The organism is Flammeovirga pectinis (assembly GCF_003970675.1).
Classification (GTDB): domain Bacteria; phylum Bacteroidota; class Bacteroidia; order Cytophagales; family Flammeovirgaceae; genus Flammeovirga; species Flammeovirga pectinis.
The window spans coordinates 4,516,597-4,535,655 of sequence record NZ_CP034562.1 but is presented as its reverse complement, the minus strand read 5'-3'; the positions used below and the strand labels follow the sequence as shown (position 1 = coordinate 4,535,655).

At 31.9% G+C, this 19,059-nt stretch carries 14 protein-coding genes; 5 read left to right on the top strand and 9 right to left on the bottom strand.

What is annotated here, in order from left to right; all coding sequences use genetic code 11:
• The first annotated feature begins 133 nt into the window (after positions 1-133).
• On the top strand, positions 134-1,345 hold the full coding sequence (locus EI427_RS17925; protein ID WP_126617333.1) for a hypothetical protein: 1,212 nt from the start codon (positions 134-136) through the stop codon (positions 1,343-1,345).
• A gap of 304 nt (positions 1,346-1,649) precedes the next feature.
• The gene (locus tag EI427_RS17920) at positions 1,650-2,354 is read left to right on the top strand and encodes a chalcone isomerase family protein (RefSeq protein WP_126617331.1); all 705 of its coding nucleotides are present in this window, start codon (positions 1,650-1,652) and stop codon (positions 2,352-2,354) included.
• Between the two features lie 93 nt (positions 2,355-2,447).
• Here EI427_RS17920 and EI427_RS17915 read toward each other — a convergent pair whose 3' ends face one another.
• The 4 genes from EI427_RS17915 to EI427_RS17900 form a co-directional block, all read right to left on the bottom strand.
• A complete protein-coding gene (locus EI427_RS17915) occupies positions 2,448-3,029 on the bottom strand; it encodes a GNAT family N-acetyltransferase (protein WP_205727876.1) in 582 nt (193 codons plus the stop codon).
• A 143-nt stretch (positions 3,030-3,172) separates the two neighbouring features.
• Positions 3,173-3,952, bottom strand: coding sequence for a hypothetical protein (locus EI427_RS17910; RefSeq protein WP_126617329.1), 780 nt, complete (start codon positions 3,950-3,952; stop codon positions 3,173-3,175).
• A 351-nt stretch (positions 3,953-4,303) separates the two neighbouring features.
• Positions 4,304-5,083: a hypothetical protein gene (locus EI427_RS17905; protein ID WP_126617327.1), complete on the bottom strand. Its 780-nt coding sequence runs from the start codon at positions 5,081-5,083 to the stop codon at positions 4,304-4,306.
• A gap of 212 nt (positions 5,084-5,295) precedes the next feature.
• Positions 5,296-7,668: an arylsulfatase gene (locus EI427_RS17900; RefSeq protein ID WP_126617325.1), complete on the bottom strand. Its 2,373-nt coding sequence runs from the start codon at positions 7,666-7,668 to the stop codon at positions 5,296-5,298.
• 220 nt (positions 7,669-7,888) lie between these two features.
• On the opposite strand from EI427_RS17900, the gene EI427_RS17895 reads away from it, so the two are divergent.
• Positions 7,889-8,875 carry a helix-turn-helix domain-containing protein gene (locus EI427_RS17895; protein ID WP_126617323.1) on the top strand — a complete coding sequence of 329 codons (987 nt, stop codon included), beginning with the start codon at positions 7,889-7,891 and terminating at the stop codon, positions 8,873-8,875.
• Between the two features lie 40 nt (positions 8,876-8,915).
• Here the strand turns inward: EI427_RS17895 and EI427_RS17890 are convergent, their stop codons facing one another.
• Positions 8,916-9,929, bottom strand: coding sequence for a hypothetical protein (locus EI427_RS17890; RefSeq protein ID WP_126617321.1), 1,014 nt, complete (start codon positions 9,927-9,929; stop codon positions 8,916-8,918).
• 195 nt (positions 9,930-10,124) lie between these two features.
• On the opposite strand from EI427_RS17890, the gene EI427_RS17885 reads away from it, so the two are divergent.
• A complete protein-coding gene (locus tag EI427_RS17885; RefSeq protein WP_126617320.1) occupies positions 10,125-10,979 on the top strand; it encodes a carboxypeptidase-like regulatory domain-containing protein in 855 nt (284 codons plus the stop codon).
• 47 nt (positions 10,980-11,026) lie between these two features.
• Here the strand turns inward: EI427_RS17885 and EI427_RS17880 are convergent, their stop codons facing one another.
• Complete coding sequence (locus tag EI427_RS17880; protein WP_126617318.1) at positions 11,027-12,547, bottom strand: DHA2 family efflux MFS transporter permease subunit; 1,521 nt, start codon at positions 12,545-12,547, stop codon at positions 11,027-11,029.
• A 154-nt stretch (positions 12,548-12,701) separates the two neighbouring features.
• Here EI427_RS17880 and EI427_RS17875 point away from each other — a divergent pair, with 154 nt between their 5' ends.
• On the top strand, positions 12,702-14,315 hold the full coding sequence (locus EI427_RS17875; protein ID WP_126617316.1) for a coiled-coil domain-containing protein: 1,614 nt from the start codon (positions 12,702-12,704) through the stop codon (positions 14,313-14,315).
• Between the two features lie 65 nt (positions 14,316-14,380).
• Here EI427_RS17875 and EI427_RS17870 read toward each other — a convergent pair whose 3' ends face one another.
• The 3 genes from EI427_RS17870 to EI427_RS17860 all read right to left on the bottom strand — a co-directional run bounded on the left by EI427_RS17870 (position 14,381) and on the right by EI427_RS17860 (position 19,059).
• Positions 14,381-14,686: a hypothetical protein gene (locus tag EI427_RS17870; protein ID WP_126617314.1), complete on the bottom strand. Its 306-nt coding sequence runs from the start codon at positions 14,684-14,686 to the stop codon at positions 14,381-14,383.
• 98 nt (positions 14,687-14,784) lie between these two features.
• Positions 14,785-17,967: an efflux RND transporter permease subunit gene (locus tag EI427_RS17865; protein WP_126617312.1), complete on the bottom strand. Its 3,183-nt coding sequence runs from the start codon at positions 17,965-17,967 to the stop codon at positions 14,785-14,787.
• Between the two features lie 6 nt (positions 17,968-17,973).
• On the bottom strand, positions 17,974-19,059 hold the full coding sequence (locus EI427_RS17860) for an efflux RND transporter periplasmic adaptor subunit (RefSeq protein ID WP_126617310.1): 1,086 nt from the start codon (positions 19,057-19,059) through the stop codon (positions 17,974-17,976).

Here is a 19,059-nt window from a genome sequence, read left to right as displayed (position 1 = left end):
AACAAAACTTAACAAACTATCATTCTAAGTAAATATTAAAATAATACATGTCCTCGCTAACTATCTAGTTGTCTTTATTTTGAAACATAATTTAGAACAACCTGATTATAACTTATCATAAAATTCTCTCACCATGAAAATAAACAAATACATCACATCATTCGGTCTTCTTTTAGCACTTTTGTCTTGTAACAAAGATAATGAGCCAAAACCAGATAACATTATTACAATAGCTGATGATAAAAGTACTGCTGATAACAAATCAGACATTACAATTAACGTTGATGAATATATGGCAGTTAATGCTGTAGAATTTAAATTAAAGCTGACAGGTATATCTATTGAGCTTGCTACAGAAGTAATTAAGCCATTAACAAAGGGTGTGAAAAAAGCTGAATTTTATGTTTCTATTAATCAAAAATTAAGAGAAGAAGGAACTAAACATTATAATGAACTAATTTCTTTAGCTGCGACTAGAAAGCATGATTATTCTATTCCATTAGGAAAAGAAACAAAGTATTATGTTAGTGCGGTTATTACAGATATTAATGGTAAACAACATTATGGTAAAGAAGTAGCATATACTGTTTCTCCAACAATTAATAAAGAGCAGAGAAAAGTAAAAGTAGAGAATACTTCATTAGTAGCGAATAATACTTCTTTAGTACTCATCGCGGAGTCAATTTTTATTGGAGAAAAGCCTTCTAAATTCATTGTAGAATATTCTAAAAAATCTGACTTTTCTGTATCGGTAAACAAGGATCTTAATAGCGAAATTAAAGATGGTAAGTCTGGATTACTACTTCAAATTGACAAATTAGATCCTGCATCAAAATATTACTTAAGATACGTTGCCACATTTGCAGATGGTAAAACATATACTTCTGAGGTATCTACTTTTGAAACTATTGATAAGTATACAATTGGTAAAACTTATGGAATAGATGGAAATACCTATGCTCAATTTTTAGTATTCAGTTCAAATACTGCTAATCAGACAGGAAAGGTTGTTCAGATAACAAATGCTACCTCAACAATAGATTGGAAAAAAGGGAATGTAGATGTAGATATTAAAGGAAAGACATATTCTTTATCTAGACCTACCGTACAAGATTTAGAAGAATTAAAAAATGTTGAAGACAATAATTCTGCTTATTGGTTAGGTCTTTCTACTACGGTCTTTTCTGAGAAATTAAAAGATCAATTCTATGCAACTTCTGAAGAAGACCCATCTGATGCTAGTAAGACAATAGAATACAATCCTTTTACTAAAAAATCTAGATCTGTGGCTAAAAAGCTTACTGGCGGAACTAGAAACGAAAGATATATTTTAGAGGTAAAGTAATTCTCTAAATCACATTATTATATTTAAGAGTGTATCCAGCAAATGGGTACACTCTTTTTTGTATCATTATGGTCCACTTCCCTCCCCCTTTAAAATTCATTCAATTGTTGTATAACAATTTCAAATGAGACACAAAAATTGACTGAATAATCATTTTAGTGATAACCATCATCAAAAAATAGAGAGCAAACCCCATATAATTGCACCGAATACATGATTAATATTATTAATAAGCTAAAATCATCTTATTGGTCTGTATTCAGAAAGTAAACATATACATCTATACACTATCATAATTTTCGTAATGAAAAATTTAATTACCACTATTGTTATACTATTAAATACACTAGCAGTATACTCTCAAGAACAAACCTATAACGTCAACTTTTTTAAAAATGTAGAATTTCCAAACGTTATTACGATAGAATATGAAAACCTTAAATTGAATGGTCATGGAATGCATACAGAAGGTATTTCTAAACTATTTGTTTGCGGGCTTTATCTCTACGAACGCTCAGACGACCCTATCAAAATTATCTACGATGATCATATGAAAATGATTGAGTTAATTATTACCTCGAATCAATTTCAATCGGATAAATCTATTAAAGAAATTAAGGAGGTTCACGACAAAAATATGGATCATATTAAATCTGGACAACTTGATGATATGGTTGATAATATCAAGAAATATGAAGGTATAATTCCTCAAAATCTGATTTCTATTGATAAACGCTTTAGGAGCTATTTTAAAGAAGCCAATAAAGGAAAAGTACAAGAAAATGAAGTACAAATAAAACTATTCTTAGCCACTTTTAACGAGGTGATTAAGATAGGTGATCATATTCGTATTACTTTTTTAGAGAACAAAATATTAATTTCTAGAAATGGTGAGCATCAAAGTGAAATAGAAGGAAAAGAATTTCAAAAAATAGTGCTCAATACATTTATTGGAAACCATGCTTTTAACCAGACATTAAAAGATGATCTCTTAAAAAGTAATCTTTAGTTTTAACCTGCAAAACGGCATAAAATCTGTTATGATGAAATATAATCATCCTAACGGATTTTTTGATTTTATATAAATGTTAGAAGTAAAAAACTACCAAAGCTCTTGCTTGTTTAAGGCAGGTACACAGGCTGTTTTTCCAGGAATTACATCTAAAGTATTACTTGTAAGCGACTGTGCTAACCATCCAATAGGAAAACTTAATTTGAGTGGTGCTTGAATAATATCTTCAGTAATTTGTTTAAAACCTACTTTAGAATAAAAATTTGGGTCTCCATACGTTATAGCAACTTCGACCCCATTATTTTTTAAAACTTCTAAAGCAAAATTAATTAAATTTTGTCCAATTTTTTGCCCCTGAAATTTAGTTACTACCGCAACTGGCGAAAGTATAAATGCATTAGTATTATTTTCTGTTTTAAATTTTGAAAATACTATTGCTCCTGTAATCTCTTTATCGTTCTGAGCTATAAAAACATGCGATTCATCTTGCTTTGTAGTAGATAACAAATCTTCTACAAATGTTGCAATTGTATCGCCTTCTTTACTTCCTTCTGCATCAGAAAATGACAAACGAAAAACAGCAATAATTGAATTTTGTAGGGTTGAGTTAAGGTTTTTGATTTCTAATAATTGCATAATGTTATTGACATTGTATTGATATAGAATACTCATTCGTTTTCTATTGTAATCATATTAATACAAAGCTACATCTTTTCGTAATTATTAAAAAAAAGTAGACTAGGTAATATTTGCAGTATAACCCTAATCTACTTTTTATTACTATTTTCAAACGCCTTGTTTTAAAAGCAAGAACGTTATAAGTTGTAACTACTATAATCTACACCTGTTCTATCGTAAACATTATCTTTATCATCAGCAATAATTTGTGCAACTCCAGATTTAGGCTTTAAAACGATATCTTTTTTAAGAGTAACAATTCTATATTTCCATCCTTCTGGTAAATTTAATTCAGCCATTAATGCTGGTAATTTACTTCTAGACATTGTTGGATCTAATTTTAAGCTATACGATTTCATTAACCAAGTTGTACCTTCTGGATCCACTAAAAGAAAAACATCTGTCCCTTTATTAATACCAAAAGATGTATTTCTTTCTATAGATGATACTTGATAAGGAGGCTTGCTTTTTGCAAATTTAGTAGGGTTATCTAATTCTAATGCTGCAACCCATTTTGCTTTTAAACCATTAAAGTCTCTTACCTTCCCTGCCTGAACTTCTGTCCAATCTAAACACCAAACTCTAGGGCCATTGATAAAAGAAGAGAATGCACCAAATAGTGCAGTAATGTCGTCTGTATTTAATTGATCTACTAAATTTTGAGGAGCAGAATCTCTATTTTCTTTTGTCTCTCCATTTAATAAAGTTGTATTGTAGCAATTGGCTATTAATTTTTTGGTAATTGCATCTCCTCCAACTACTAATACCTCTAAATATCTTGAATCTAAAACATTATTTGCTCTACCGAATTTTGTGTGTTCACCATCATTTGGTATATGCTTTACAAACTTATGGTACCCAAAATATCCTCCTACTAAAATAACTAATGTGATAACTAAAGTAATTGTCTTTTTCATAGTAATGTAATTTATAATTGTGTTTGAGAGAGGCTATTTATTAACCTAACAATACAAAGGTAACTACGTTTCTTTAGTATTAATTGTATGAAATTATCTTAAAATTGCATAAAAATATCAAATTATCTACTTTTAAAAGTTAGAATAGATTTAATAAAAAGAAAATAGAGAGTTTGAAAGCCTTAATCATAAAAAAGTAGACTAAGCAAAATTAAAGATATTAATAATGCCTAGTCTACACTATGTAATGGTTTTTACACTTTACTAAAAAACCATTTTGTCTCTCTGTAATAATTAAAAGTAGTAGTGTTATTCGGCAGAACAACTACTTCCTTTTTATTTTACAAAAACTTACAAGCTATAATTACTATAACCTAAACCTGTTCTATCATAAACATTATCTTTATCATCAGCAATAATTTGAGCTACTCCTGAAAGTGGCTTTAATACTATATCCTTTTGAAGGGTAACAACTTTATACTTCCATCCTTCTGGTAAATTTAATTCGGCCATTAACGTTGGTAATTTACTTCTAGACATTGTTGAATCTAGTTTTAAACTATATGATTTCATTAGCCAGATTGTTCCTTTTGGATCCACTAAAAGAAAAATATCAGTCCCTTTATTAATACCAAAAGATGTATTTCTTTCTATAGACGATACTTGATAAGGAGGCTTACTTTTTGCAAATTTAGTAGGGTTATCCAACTCTAAAGCTGCTACCCATTTTGCTTGTAAACCATTAAAGTCTCTCACTTTCCCTGCCTGAACTTCTATCCAATCTAAACACCAAACTCTAGGTCCGTTGATAAAAGAAGAAAATGCATCAAATTGTGTAGTAATGTCGTCTGTATTTAATTGATCTACTAAATTTTGAGGAGCAGAATCTCTATTTTCTTTTGTCTCTCCATTTAATAAAGTTGTGTTGTAACAATTGGCTGTTAATTTTTTGGTAATTGCATCTCCTCCAACTACTAATACCTCTAAATATCTTGAGTCTAAAACATTATTTGCTCTTGTAAGCTTTGTATGTTCTCCATCATTTGGTATATGTTTTACAAACTTATGGTAACCAAAATATCCTCCTACTAAAATAACTAATGTGATAATTAATGTAATTGTCTTTTTCATAATAATGTAATTTATAATTGTGTGAGAGAGGCTATTTACTAACCCAACAATACAAAGGTAGTAGAGTTTAATTGATATTTATTGCATATAATTATTCATTTATTGCATAAAAATATCAAATTAGAATCTTTTTTAATAAAGACGTTTTAATAAAAAAAAGACTACTTATTGATCTCCAATAAGTAGTCTTTAAGTCGGGGTATAAACTCTCCTTATTTAGTGTAAAATATCTTTGTTTTGATTATTTCACCATTAAATTTGTAAGGAGCTTTATCATAATACATTGTTGATACTGGGCTGCCTAAATCTGTACCTAAATCCAAACAGTCATTTCCTGTAAACCCTACTGGAGCAGTGGTTGGTACTTGACCTTTAGTCACTACTTCACCATTAATTTTGATTACTACATCTAATGGAGCATTTCCCTTTCTAGCAGTCATTGTTGATATAACTTCTAATTTCACTTTACCAGGTTTAATTTTCTGAGCAGATTTAAATCTAAATCTCTTGATCTCAAATAAATTATACTCATAATACAAATAGCCATTCTTCATAAAACAAGTTAACCCTCCAGAAAAATCGCCTAGTGCATATAAAACACCATTTGCATTTTTTGGCATTTCAACCTCCATTTCTACTGTATTAGATGCTCTTCCTAATTTAGGTGCAATACCTTCTGGCATACGTTCCATTCTTCCTGTAAAATGCCACTCATTATAAGGTGTTCTTGGTAAATCTTCTGGATGATAAATAACTGACCATAAACCACCACCAATAGGTAGATCATCATATTTTGTTGCTTCTACAAGAAATAACTCTTTCAATTCTTCTAACTTTTCAGGATATTCTGCAGCCAAATCATTAGACTCTGTCCAATCTTCGTTAATGTTGTAAAGTTCCCATTTATCATTTTCTGGTCTCCAATTTTCAATACCCGCTGGAAAACCCTGTACCCAAGGGATTCTTGGTCCAAAAGTACACGCAATCCACCCGTCTGAGTAAATACTTCTACTACCCATAATATCGAAAAATTGTGTTTTTAAAGTCCCTTCTGCTTTTGCATCATTAAATGAATAAGCCATACTAACTCCATCAATTTCTGTTTGCGTAACACCATTAACTACTTGAGGAGCTTCAATACCCACTACATCATAAACTGTAGGGACAATATCATTTACATGATGGAATTGAGCGTGAGGAATACTATCGTGTTTAATTGCTTTAGGCCAAGCGACAACCATTGGATTACGAGTTCCACCTAAGTAAGAAGCTGTTAACTTTGTACCTTTATAGGGTGTACTTCCTGCCCATGCCCAACCTGCATGATACATATTATGGACTTTATCTGTACCTAAAACTTCTAAACCACCTAGCTCATCTAAAGCTTTAATATGGTCTTCGACATTACTCTTGATACCGTTTAAAGATAATAACTCACTAATTGTTCCTTTCTGACCTTCTGATGAAGAACCGTTATCGCCCCAGATATAGAAAATTAATGTATTGTCTAATTCACCTTGAGCTTCTAGTTCGTCAATAATTCTACCAACATTGTAATCTGTATGTTCTGTAAAACCTGCAAAAACTTCCATTAATTGAGATTGGAATTCTCTTTGATCATCAGGAATATCGTCCCAACCCTGCATTGTAGAATCTCTTTCTGTTAACACTGAGTTGCCAGGAATCCAACCCATCTCTTTTTGTCTTTTGAAAACTCTTTTACGGTAATTATCCCAACCGTCATCAAATTTACCTTCATACTTTTTACTCCACTCTCTTGTTACATGATGAGGACCATGTACAGCACCTGGACTCCAATACATAAAGAAAGGTTTATCTGGTGCAAAAGATTGTTGATCTCTTAACCACTTGATTGCATCATCTGTTAAATCTTCTGTTAAGTGGTAATAATCATGTCCACTAGAAGTTTTAGGATGTTCTACATAAGTGTTATTTCTTACTAAATGAGGTTCGTATTGGTTTGCTTCTCCTCCTAAGAATCCGTAAAAATAGTCAAATCCATATGCGTTTGGCCAGTGGTTAAAAGGGCCAACACTTGATGTTTCATCTACTGGAGTGTTATGCCACTTACCAAAAGCACTTGTATTATAGCCATAATCTTTTAGCACTTCTGCCATTGCTGCAGATTCTTTAGGGATAATACTAGAATAACCATCCCAATTATTAGCAAATTCTGCCACTTGTCCGCTACCAACTTTAGTATGGTTTCTACCCGTTAATATCGAAGCTCTTGTTGGAGAACACATTGCAGTGGTATGGAACCTATTATAAGAAACTCCCATATCTGCTACTCTTGTTAGGTTTGGAGTATTTATCTCTCCTCCAAAAGTTGTAGTTGTACCACCACCTATGTCATCAATTAATATAATTAAAATATTTGGAGCATCCTTTTTTAAATGCTTTTCTGGAGTAGACTTAATGTATGTAGAATTTTGCATACTTACCCCCGCTTTACTCTTCGATTTTTTCTCTGGAAAAGGTAATATTTCTTGAGCAAACGAATTAATGTTACTTCCAAAAATAAATAATAAGACGACTTTAATCGTTGTAAAAATTGTTTTCATAAGTGATAATTATTTTATTAAAGATCATGAGATTTTTGACATCTCTTATTTTCGATAGAACAAATGTAGGGGATCAATAATGATATTAATTACATAAAAATATAGATAAGTTGCATAAAAGTATCAAAATGAATACCTTGACCAATAAGAGTAAAAAAACACTCTATTTCTTACAAAAAACATTGGTTTTCACTAGAATCTTTTCAAGTACTACTAAAAAATGGATCAAATTTATATACCTACAAGAAGTATGGGGATTAGCAAAACCTTCGAAAATTTAAAAGAGGCTTTCCCTAATGCAGAACATAACCGGTTTAGATTTAGAGGTAAAAACGGTGGAAACTCTATTTATCTTGGGTATTATGACCTTCTTCCTGGCTTTGAGATCTCTATAATTAAAACCACAAACGTTAAGCAAGTTTACTACGAAGAAATAAAAAAGGATGAAAATTGGATTATTTTAAAATTTATAAGAAATAAGACGGTAATAGATCCAATTAAAAAAACACTTACTCTTAATGAATTTGGATCAGACGAAGTTATACTTTACAACACTGGTTTACCTTTAGATACCATTATGTCTGCCAATCAGTATGTTGAAATGGTATCCATTAGAATAAATTTTAACGTGTTATATGATTATACTACACTAACAAAAGAACAGTTAGATGAAATAAGCAACTCCAATAAAAAAATCATTTTACATGAACGCATGGTTCCAAAAATAAAAGCAGGTATAGACGAGCTTTTCAAATGTCAAGAAATTGATGAAGGAGTTATTGGTTATAGTATTTCAAAGTCGTTAGAAATGGCAACACATTTCTTAATCCAGATAAAAAATAGATTTACTACGCCAGAAAACTATGGAATATCAGATTACAACTATAATCAGATGATTGCTATTAGAGATTTTCTATTAGAAGACCTCTCTCTCAATATAGAAATACATGATATCACTAAAAAATTTGGTGTAAGTACTGCCAACTTTCATCGTAATTTTAAAAAGGTTTTTGGAACAAGTCCGCACAAGTTTATTAAAAAATCTAGATTAGACAATGCCTTCAATATGCTAAAAAGCACCGATTTACCAATTGTAGAAATTGCAGATCAGTTAGGCTTTACACATGCCAGTCACCTTACTAATACATTTAAAGAAGAGTTTGCTATAACGCCAAAACAGTTACGTAAAAAGATAAATAATCTTTAAAACGTAACTGTTTTGGCGTTTATATTTATAGAATAAAGAATTACTTCACTACAATTCCGTAAGCTTTAATCATCTTATTTAATCTATCTATATCAGCTTGATGATTTAAACCTTCGTTGTTAAGTTCAATACCAAGTGTTGACATTTTTATACTTGCGTCAGTTGCAAGAGACTCATTGTGTCTATATTTTTTATCAAATTCTCTAGCTTGTGCTAAAAATGGCATTCTTTGGTTATCCAAATCTTCTTTTTCTTTTTCTAAACGAGTTTTAGTGGGATGGAAATTAGTCCAATCAAAACCAGGTGCATTCTTACTTGCATCCCACGTTAAAGAATTAATCTCATTATATTTTGCTTTACTTTGATTATAAAGTTCGGTTACTTTTTTATCAGCCGCTTCACTCTTACTTAAAAAATCTGAAGCTAATTTGTTATATTTTAATTTTTCAGCTGATAAAGCTGCATATTGTTGATTCTTAGCATCCATTTTTACTTGATCTGCTTTTACTTTAGTATCAAGATTAAAATACATATCTGCAATACCTGAACCTAAATGTTTATCAGTAATTACAGTAAGTTCTTTATTAGAAGAACTCTTAATTATTTTTGTTTCAACTTTAGGCTGATTTGGAGTTGAAGACGAATTACTTGAATTCGATGTATTTGTGAAATTTGAAATTCCTGTTGAACTAACAGCACCATTTGTATTAGTAGTTGAAGGTGTAGGTTTAGTCGGATTAACCTTAACTATTGTAGTTGAACCACTTTTAGTTGACCCCGTATTACTAACTCCATTTCCTTTTTGTGTTGTTACTACTGGTGAGTTTTTAACAACCGTATTTCCAGGTTTTTTTGGTGTAACAGGAGATGTTACATCAACCGTATTTTTATCTGCTTTAACTTCTGCGTCTTCTTTAAGAAGTTTATCATCAGCTACTTTTGTTTGAACTAATTCTTTTTTAATTATTTCTTCAACTGCAGGTTTTGGCTCTTCTTTATCTTTACAAGAGAAAACATTAAATGCTAATACTGAGAGTAATATAATCTTTTTCATAGTTTGAATATTTTTGTTTTTGTATGCTCTAAAGACAGCTTACATTAACGAGCAGCCAAAGACATTTATATCTATTAACTTATCTACACCCAATTCATTAAATTTTTTCAAGAAGCTATTTACAACCAAATTTCTTTTTGTAAGGTCTAAGGTGTAATACTCTTCATATCTATCTATTCAGAATAATACATCCGCATGAACAAGAAATTAATCGTACTTTCTCTCCTTATAAGTCTTTCTTTCTTATCATTCTCGCAACAAATAATTAAAGGAAAAATAATTAATACTGAAAATGGCAAAGCAGTCTCTTATGTGAATATTGGAATTAAAGGATCTAGTATTGGTACTGTTTCTAATTTGGATGGTTCGTTTTTGATAGCAATTCCAAAATCATATCAAATAGATAATACAACTTGCATAATTTCTTGCATTGGGTATACAGAACAGTCCATACTAATCGATACACTTCGAGAGGAAAACATAACTCTAAAATTAGTTCCAAGCACAAGAGTACTTAATGATGTTGTTATCAATTCTCGTCAGAAGAAGGGTAAAAAAGATGACAATCCTCGATTAAAAAAACTTGGTAAAATACATACATTTTTGCCTATAATGCATAGTATGTTTTATACTGCTAGTGATTCGGTTATAGAAGATAGACTAGGAAGAGAAAGAGGAACAATTATTACAATTAAGGAGGATTGTAATGTAAAAGCATTCAGTTTCCACATTTCTGGAAATGAATTTAAGACCATTCGTTTTCGCCTCAACCTCTATGCCACTGCAAAAGGCAAACCATCTGATTTAATTAACCAACAAGATATTTTATTCGAAGTAAAAGATGGATTTAAAGGGTGGTATACCGTAGACTTATCTCAGTATTCTATTGTTTTGAAAAAGAATCTAGAAAAAGCATTTGTAAGTTTACAATGGATTGATAGTGAAAAATTGGAAGATGATAGCAAATGGTTTTCAATCTCCGCAGCATTATCCAGTGTTAAAAATCACTTTTACAGAAATAAAATTGGGAGTCTTTTAATGGAAAGTTAAATATGTATATTGTTACTGAAAAGATAGAAATATAGCAAACAGCCTGACTATTTAATCATTCTATAACTCACAACACTAGACAATAAAGTAAGTCCAACTGCTATATATACTATCTGATTAAAAGCCTCGACAAATGCATTTTTATACAAAATTGCTATCGTCTCTTTTTGATCTATAATTACATCCGATGGTACTTTAGCTCCTGTAAAATTTACTGCCTCAACAATCACTTCTTGCTTTATATGCTGTCCTAATTCTAATGCATTAATTCCATCTGTAACATAAGCGGTAAAAAGATACAATGCTAATGCTCCCATAAGTGCTACAGCCAAAACATTTGCTGCTCTTGCAATTACATTATTTACGCCAGAACCTACGCCAATATTTTCTTCCGAAACAGAACCCATTACAGATGTTGTTAACGGAGCAACCGTAATTCCCATACCTATTCCTAGTATTAAAAAAGGGAGAAAAAAAGTAGTCCAATACTCCTCCGCTCCGTTTGTTATTCCACACAATGAAAATAAATAATAACCGATACTTATAATAATAGGTCCTACAATTAACGGTTTTCTGTATCCATTTTTATCTACATATTTACCCATTAAAGGTGAAATTGATGCGATACAAATAATAATAGGTAACATAGCAAGACCCGTATTTACTTCGCTATAACCTTGAATATCAATAAGGTTTAAGGGCACAAAGAAAAGTACGCCTCCCATAGCTGCGTAAACAAATAACGTCAGTAAATTTCCACCACTAAATGTAGATGATTTAAATAGGCTTAGTGGCATCATGGGGTGTCTGCTCCTTTTCTGAACGAGTATAAATAGTACCAAAGATGCACACCCAATAAAAACTGAACTTATTATAATGGGATGAAAGAAACCTAAACTAGCTGATTCTATAAAACCATATGTTAATCCAGTTAGTCCTAATACAACAAATAACGCACCCCAAACATCTAACTTTTGTGCATTCTTATTGCTAGTTTCTGGTACTTTTGTTAGCATAATGATTAAAACCATTATTGAAAGTGGAATATTGAGAAAGAAAATTATTCTCCATAGCCCCATTCCTGCTAACCAACCACCAAGTATAGGTCCTAATACACCAGTTAAGGCACTAAATGTAGACCATAAACCAATGGCTTGCCCTCGATTAGAATTATCAAAATGTGCACTTAAAATTGACAAACTACCCGGTGTAAGTAAAGCTCCTCCAACCCCTTGAAACGACCTTGCAATCAATAAATGATACGATGATTGGGCTATTCCACAAAAGAAAGAAGATACTGAAAACAGTATTAACCCTATAAGGAAAATCTTATTTCTACCGTATAAATCTCCTAAAGAACCCCCTAAAAGTAAAAGTGCTGAAAGAAATAAAGCATACCCATTTATTACCCATAATAATTGTGCTCCAGATAGATTTAAATCACGTTGCAATGCAGGTAATGCAACATTTAAAGCTGTGCCATCTATAAACACCAAAGACGATGCTAAAATGGTTGCTAACAATGTCCATTTTTGGGTAGAAGAATAGTTATTTTTTGAGGAACTCATAGATCAATATAATTAATCTTTGAGGGAGATAAAAGGTATGTTACTACAAATCAATTACTACCGTTTCCTTTTCTTATTGTAAACAAACCTCAATCTTTTTGTTCACTAGTGATCTAAAGATGTCTCTAATATGACTCATTAAACTAAAAAAAGTATGAAAAATAAAATTATTCTTATTGGTATATGTCTTTCTACAGTATTTGTTAGCTGTAAAAAAGATAAAGAGATTGTAACAGAAGTTCAAGAAGTTGTAGTTAAAGATAAAACTGCTTTAGCAGAAAATAAAGACTTAAAAGCGAAGCTAGACGCTATATCAAAAAAAGAAGCTGAACTTAAAAAAAGAGTTGAATTATTATCTGATCAATCTTCACAACTTGAGAATGATAATAAGGAACATCAAAAACCTTCCGGAAAAGTTACTCAGGATTTGAATAATAAGATCAAACAACTTGAAAATGACAATCAGAAGTTAACAGATCAGGTAAACAATCAAAAAAATTCAAGTAATCAAAATAATAAAATTAAACAGCTTGAAGCTGAAAATCAACAATTAAAAAACCAACAAACAGTTGATGATAAAACAATCATTACACTAAATGGTAAAGTCAAAACTGTTGAAGATTTATTGAAACAATTACAGTTAGATAATAGCCAATTAAAATTAGATGAAAAAGGTCTTAATGATATTATTACTGCACTTCAAAGTAAAACAAAAAAATTAACGGATGATGTTGAAGCAAATATCAATAAATTAAAAGCAACCGAAAGTAAATTAACTGATTCCGACACAAAACTTAGTTCATCAAATTCCAATAATACCCTTCTCTCAAAAGAAATTGTAACATTAAAAAAGGCGATTGCAGAACAAAAGAAAAAATATGACGTCTTAACTAATCAAGTTAAATTACTTGAAGATAAAATTAAGCAGCTTGAGGACGAAAAAAAGTTAAAAGAAGAGCAAGATAGATTGGAAGAAATCAAATTAGCTAAGAAGATACTTCCTTTATACATAGGAAAAAAATTAAAAGAGTTACCACTTAATCATAAAATAGTTGGTTATGATGATTGGGAATTTTATGATTATGTTAACATAATACAAAGTAAAACTTTAAAAAGAGATGATTTGGGTATTGTTCTTTTACTTATAAAAGGTAATACTCGTTATCAAGTCAATTTACACACAGGTAAAGAAGATAAAATAGTTAGTTTTAATTCACTGAGACGAGATCAATATTCTCATATAGTAAATGGAGTTCGAATGATTAAAGATCAACATAAACCATTCAATAAATTAAATAGTAGTGGTATAGTTGTTGAACGTAATGATTTTGCTAAAAGAACAAAATTTGATAAACCTGCCCCATTTGAAATTGTTGGATTAGAGAAAACAATTCTTATTGATGGTAATGGTAAAGTATACAATAAATTAACCGATAAATGGGAATCAGGAAAAACACCTGCAACCATTAATGGTAGAACTTATAATGCGATAGAGCTTACCGGAGTAGTATATGACTTTGTTCTAGATGTAAACGATTATATCACTGGAACTGGTAATGGAAAAGTTGCCAAAACAAAGCCAGCTAATTACCCTAATGAAGATGACATTATTGGTTACGACACACCCCAACCAGGAGTCAAAAACCCAATTTATCTTCGTGATATTAGACCTGAAATTAGAGCAATATCTGATCATGAATTTCTATTAATAACTAAAAATGGTGAAGCTATTTTTGGCACTAATGTAATGAAACTTGTTAATCCATAAAGCTAAAGAAAGAGGGTGTTGCAGTATATGAAACACCCTCTTTCTTTATTCAAATACCACTGTTCCTAAGCCTTTGTCATATTTTCTATATCTACTGTATAAGCATGAATAGGAAATTTACCTTTAGTTGTATTCAAAGTGTTTATTGCTAAAATTATTTCTGTTGCTTGTTCGTCTGAAGCAGCGACAATATCCATCTTAGATGTTGCAGTAATGCTTTTATTACTAAAGAATAAACTTGCAGGATTTACATCTGTATAAATTCCTTTTACGCTAGATTCACTAAAGGTAGATACACCTACCTTACTTAATAAGGCATATAATTCTGTTTGCTTTCCCTCATCAATAGAGAAGATAAATACCAGTTTCATATCAAATATTTTTAAGTGAATAAGGATTTAAATGTACTAAGATTGAAGAGAGGAAATTCCGTTCTTCAACCTTAGTTTATAAATTAATATAGCATCAATTACTTTTGATATTTCTTCTTTTCAGTCATATAAAAGACTAATGGAACTATCAATAAAGTTAAGCCTGTAGAGGCTATTGTACCTCCCATTAATGAAATGGCCAAACCCTGGAAAATTGGATCGAATAAGATAACAAATGCACCAATTACCACTGTACCTGCCGTTAATAAAATAGGCATTGTTCTTACTGCTCCTGCTTCTATAACAGCTTCTTTTAAGGGTGCTCCTTCTTCTAATTTTATATTGATAAAATCAATCAGTAACACCGAGTTTCTAACCATAATTCCTGCCAATGCAATTGCACCTATCATAGATGTGGCCGTAAAGAAAGCTCCTAACATCCAGTGGCCTACTAAGATACCCACCATAGCAAGTGGTATAGCTACCATCATTACAATAGGTGTTTTAAAATCTTGAAACCACCCAACAATTAGCATGTAAATGATGACTAAAACTACCGCAAATGCAGCTCCTAAATCTCTAAAGACTTCGAATGTAATTTGCCATTCACCATCCCATTTCAATACATAATCGTCTTCTAGAAAAGGTACTGATGTAAAATTTTGCGTTAATGCTTTTCCATTTGGTGTAATGATAGAAGATAGCTCACCATCTATACCCAACATGGCATAAATAGGCGATTCCATTTTACCCGCAACGTCTGCTACTACATACGTTACTCTTTTTTGGTTCTTTCTATAAATACTCTTAGGACGAATTGATTGATGTACTTTTACAAGATCTCCTACAGCAACCATGTGCCCTTGCATAGATTTTAAAGAGATACTTTTAAGGTCTTCTATCGATGTTCTATTCGTTTCTTTAAGAACTAATTTTATAGGCACTTCACCATAATCAAGAGGAGCTTCTATTTTACTAACGTTGTACCCACGTAAAGCAACATTCATACTATGTACTATCTGTTGAGTAGATATACCTGCCAAGGCTGCTTTTTCTTTGTCTACATCAAAAGTATATTCAATCTGATCTGCTTCTGTGTAGGCATCTACATCTACAATATCTTTTGAGTTTTCAAAGACATTGTACACATGTTCTGCCACTTTTTCCTGTCCTTTTAAATTTGGTCCGTAAATTTCTGCCACTAAAGTAGACAGTACTGGAGGTCCAGGAGGGACTTCAACAATTTTGATGTTTGCTCCTAATTGTGTTGCCAATTTTTGAATACCAGGTCGCATTGCTTTGGCCAAATCATGACTTTGCAAACTACGTGTTCCTTTATCTGTAAGGTTAACCTGAATATCTGCAACGTTTGGCCCTCTTCTTAAATCGTAATGCCTTACTAAACCATTAAATGTATTTGGCGACGATGTACCTACATACATTTGATACGCCACTACTTCTGGCTGTTTTCTTATATAGGCTGCCAATTCTTTGGTTACCTGATAGGTCTCTTCTAATGGTGTTCCTTCGGGCATATCTACTACCACTTGAAACTCATTTTTATTATCAAATGGTAGCATTTTTACTACTACCATATCAAAATAAAACATAGAAAGTGAACCTAGTAACATAGTTGTGATGCTCACAATAAAAGTCCATCTTAAAACAGGACGTTCAATAAGTGGGCGCATCATTTTATTATATGCTTTATATATCGCGGTATTTTCTACCTTAAATACTTCATCTTCGTTATGCTTGTCTCCTTTTAATAATCTGTAAGCTATAAATGGAGTAATTACCAATGCTACAATTAAAGAGAAAAACATGGCAAATGCAGCTCCAATAGGCATTGGACTCATATAAGGACCCATCATTCCAGATACGGCAATCATTGGTAATACTGATGCTATCACCGTAAATGTTGCCAATATTGTTGGGTTTCCGACTTCATTTATAGAAGCTAATGCTGCTTGCATAAAGGGGAGTTTCCTCATTTTAAAATGACGATGCATATTTTCTGCAATAATTATACTGTCATCTACCACTATACCTGTTACAAAAACAAGGGCAAAAAGTGTGATCCTATTTAACGTATAACCTAATAAATAATAAGAGAAAAGCGTAAGCGCAAATGTTACAGGCACAGATAAAAACACAACCAAGCCACCTCTCCAACCCATAGAGAGCGCTACAACAATTGTTACTGCTATTATAGACCCAATTAGGTGCATCAAAAGTTCGTTTACTTTATGCGATGCACTTTCTCCGTAATTTCTTGTTACTGTAACTTCTACCTCTTTCGGAATTAGAGTTTCTTTTAAATGTTCTGTCTTAGAAAGGACCAAATCTGCTAATTTCATTGCATCGGCTCCCTTTCTTTTTGCAATTGATAATGTGATTGCGGACACATCACCTTTGTGTTTTTTATTACTAGAAATCCCATTGCCATAACGTACATACTGAATAGGTTCAGCAGGCCCGTCAATTATATTGGCTACTTGATCTAGATAAATAAGATTACCATTATTTGCACCAATAACTAGATGTTTCAGCTCATCAATATTTTTAAAAAAAGCACCTGATTTAACCGAGAAGTTGGTGTTTCCTAGATTAAAAGTCCCAGAAGACATTTGTTGGTTTGCTGCCTGAATTTGCTGAGCGATTAGTAATGGATCTACCTTAAAAGATTTCATTTTATCTCTGTCCAATTCCACACGCATTTCTCTGCTTCTCCCACCAATCACCTTTACCTGTGCTATATCATTAATTTTTGCTATTTCAGTACCCACTTCTTCCCCGATACGTCTAAGCATAAAATCATCGTATTTATCGCTATGGAATGTTAAAGACAATGCAGGAACGTCATCAATTGCTCTTACCTTAATAATAGGTTGCATTACCCCTTTGGGCATTTGTGCTTTATGTTTATCAAGTTCTGCATAGAGTTTCACTATACTTCTTTCAATATCCTCTCCTACTAAAAACTGAACAATTACCATTGCCTGTTCATTCATAGAAGTAGAGTAAACATATTCCACCCCTTTAATATTTGCCGCCATTTTTTCTATTGGCTTGGCTATTCTTGCCTCTACTTCTTCTGGCGTTGCCCCAGGGTAACCAATAAATAAATCGGCAATCGGCACATCAATTTGTGGTTCTTCTTCTCTTGGTGTTAAAGCACTTCCGTAAATACCCAACCCAATAAAAACGAACATCAAAAGAGGCGTCAACTTAGAGTTGATAAAGACCTCTGCAATTTTACCTGCTATTCCTTTTTGCATGACAAATTATTTTTGAGATGAATACTTTACTGGTTGGCCGTCATAAAGAGATACAGGCAAAGGCGTAATTACAATATCATCTGACTGAATTCCTGATAAAACTTCTATTTTATCATCGTATTTTTTTCCTACTCTTACCCAAGTTAAAGATGCTTCTTTTTGCATGTTTACTAAAAACACTCCTGTAAGTTGTCCTTTTACATAGATACTTTCTGCTGGTACTACTATTTTTTCTGTCACTTCTTGGGCAGTAGTTACCTTAGCATATAACCCATTATTTAGTCCTTTCTGAGAGTCTAAAGTAAATTCCACCTTAAACTGTCCGCCATTAAAACTTCCAGACGGCACAATTCTTTTTACCTTCCCTGTATATGTTTTACCATTTGCATCTACAATAAAGTGTGCTGTTTCTCCTTTTTTAAATTGATTTATTTTGGCTGATGGAATAGTAGCTATTGCTTTAAACGATGCACTAGATGCAAACTCAACAATAGGCATTCCTGGTGTTGCCATATCGCCACCCGTCATGTACTTTTTAGTAATAACCCCATTGTATGGTGCTTTTATTAAAGTATATGATAAGTTGGCGTTTACCTCATCTTCTGCTTTTTTTGCCGAGATTAATTGTGCTTTTGCAGATAAAAAATGAGTGGTAATATCATCTAATTCTTTATCTGTAGCACTTTCTAATTGATGTAACTTGGTAATTCTATCAAAATCTTTCTCAGCATTCTTAAGGCCAATTTCTGCCATTTCTACTTGTGCATGTATTCTTGCTTTTGAGGATTGAATACCTGCACTTTCTATTCTTGCAATCACCTTGCCCTTAGGTACTAGATCTCCTGCTTCAAAATTGAAGTTGTAAATTCTACCCATCAATTTTGTACTTAACTGGGTAATTTTTTCGCTTTTAATTTCGGCTGCATAAGAGTTTTCTGTAGCAATTGCCTTGTTTGTTACGGTGTAAGTAGTTACTACTATTGGAGTAACTACTGTAGTCACTTTTTGCTCATTAGAATTCCCACATGAAGTAAATACCCCTAAGGATAAAAGGAAAACAAATGCGGCTATAGTATATCTTTGATTTTTCAT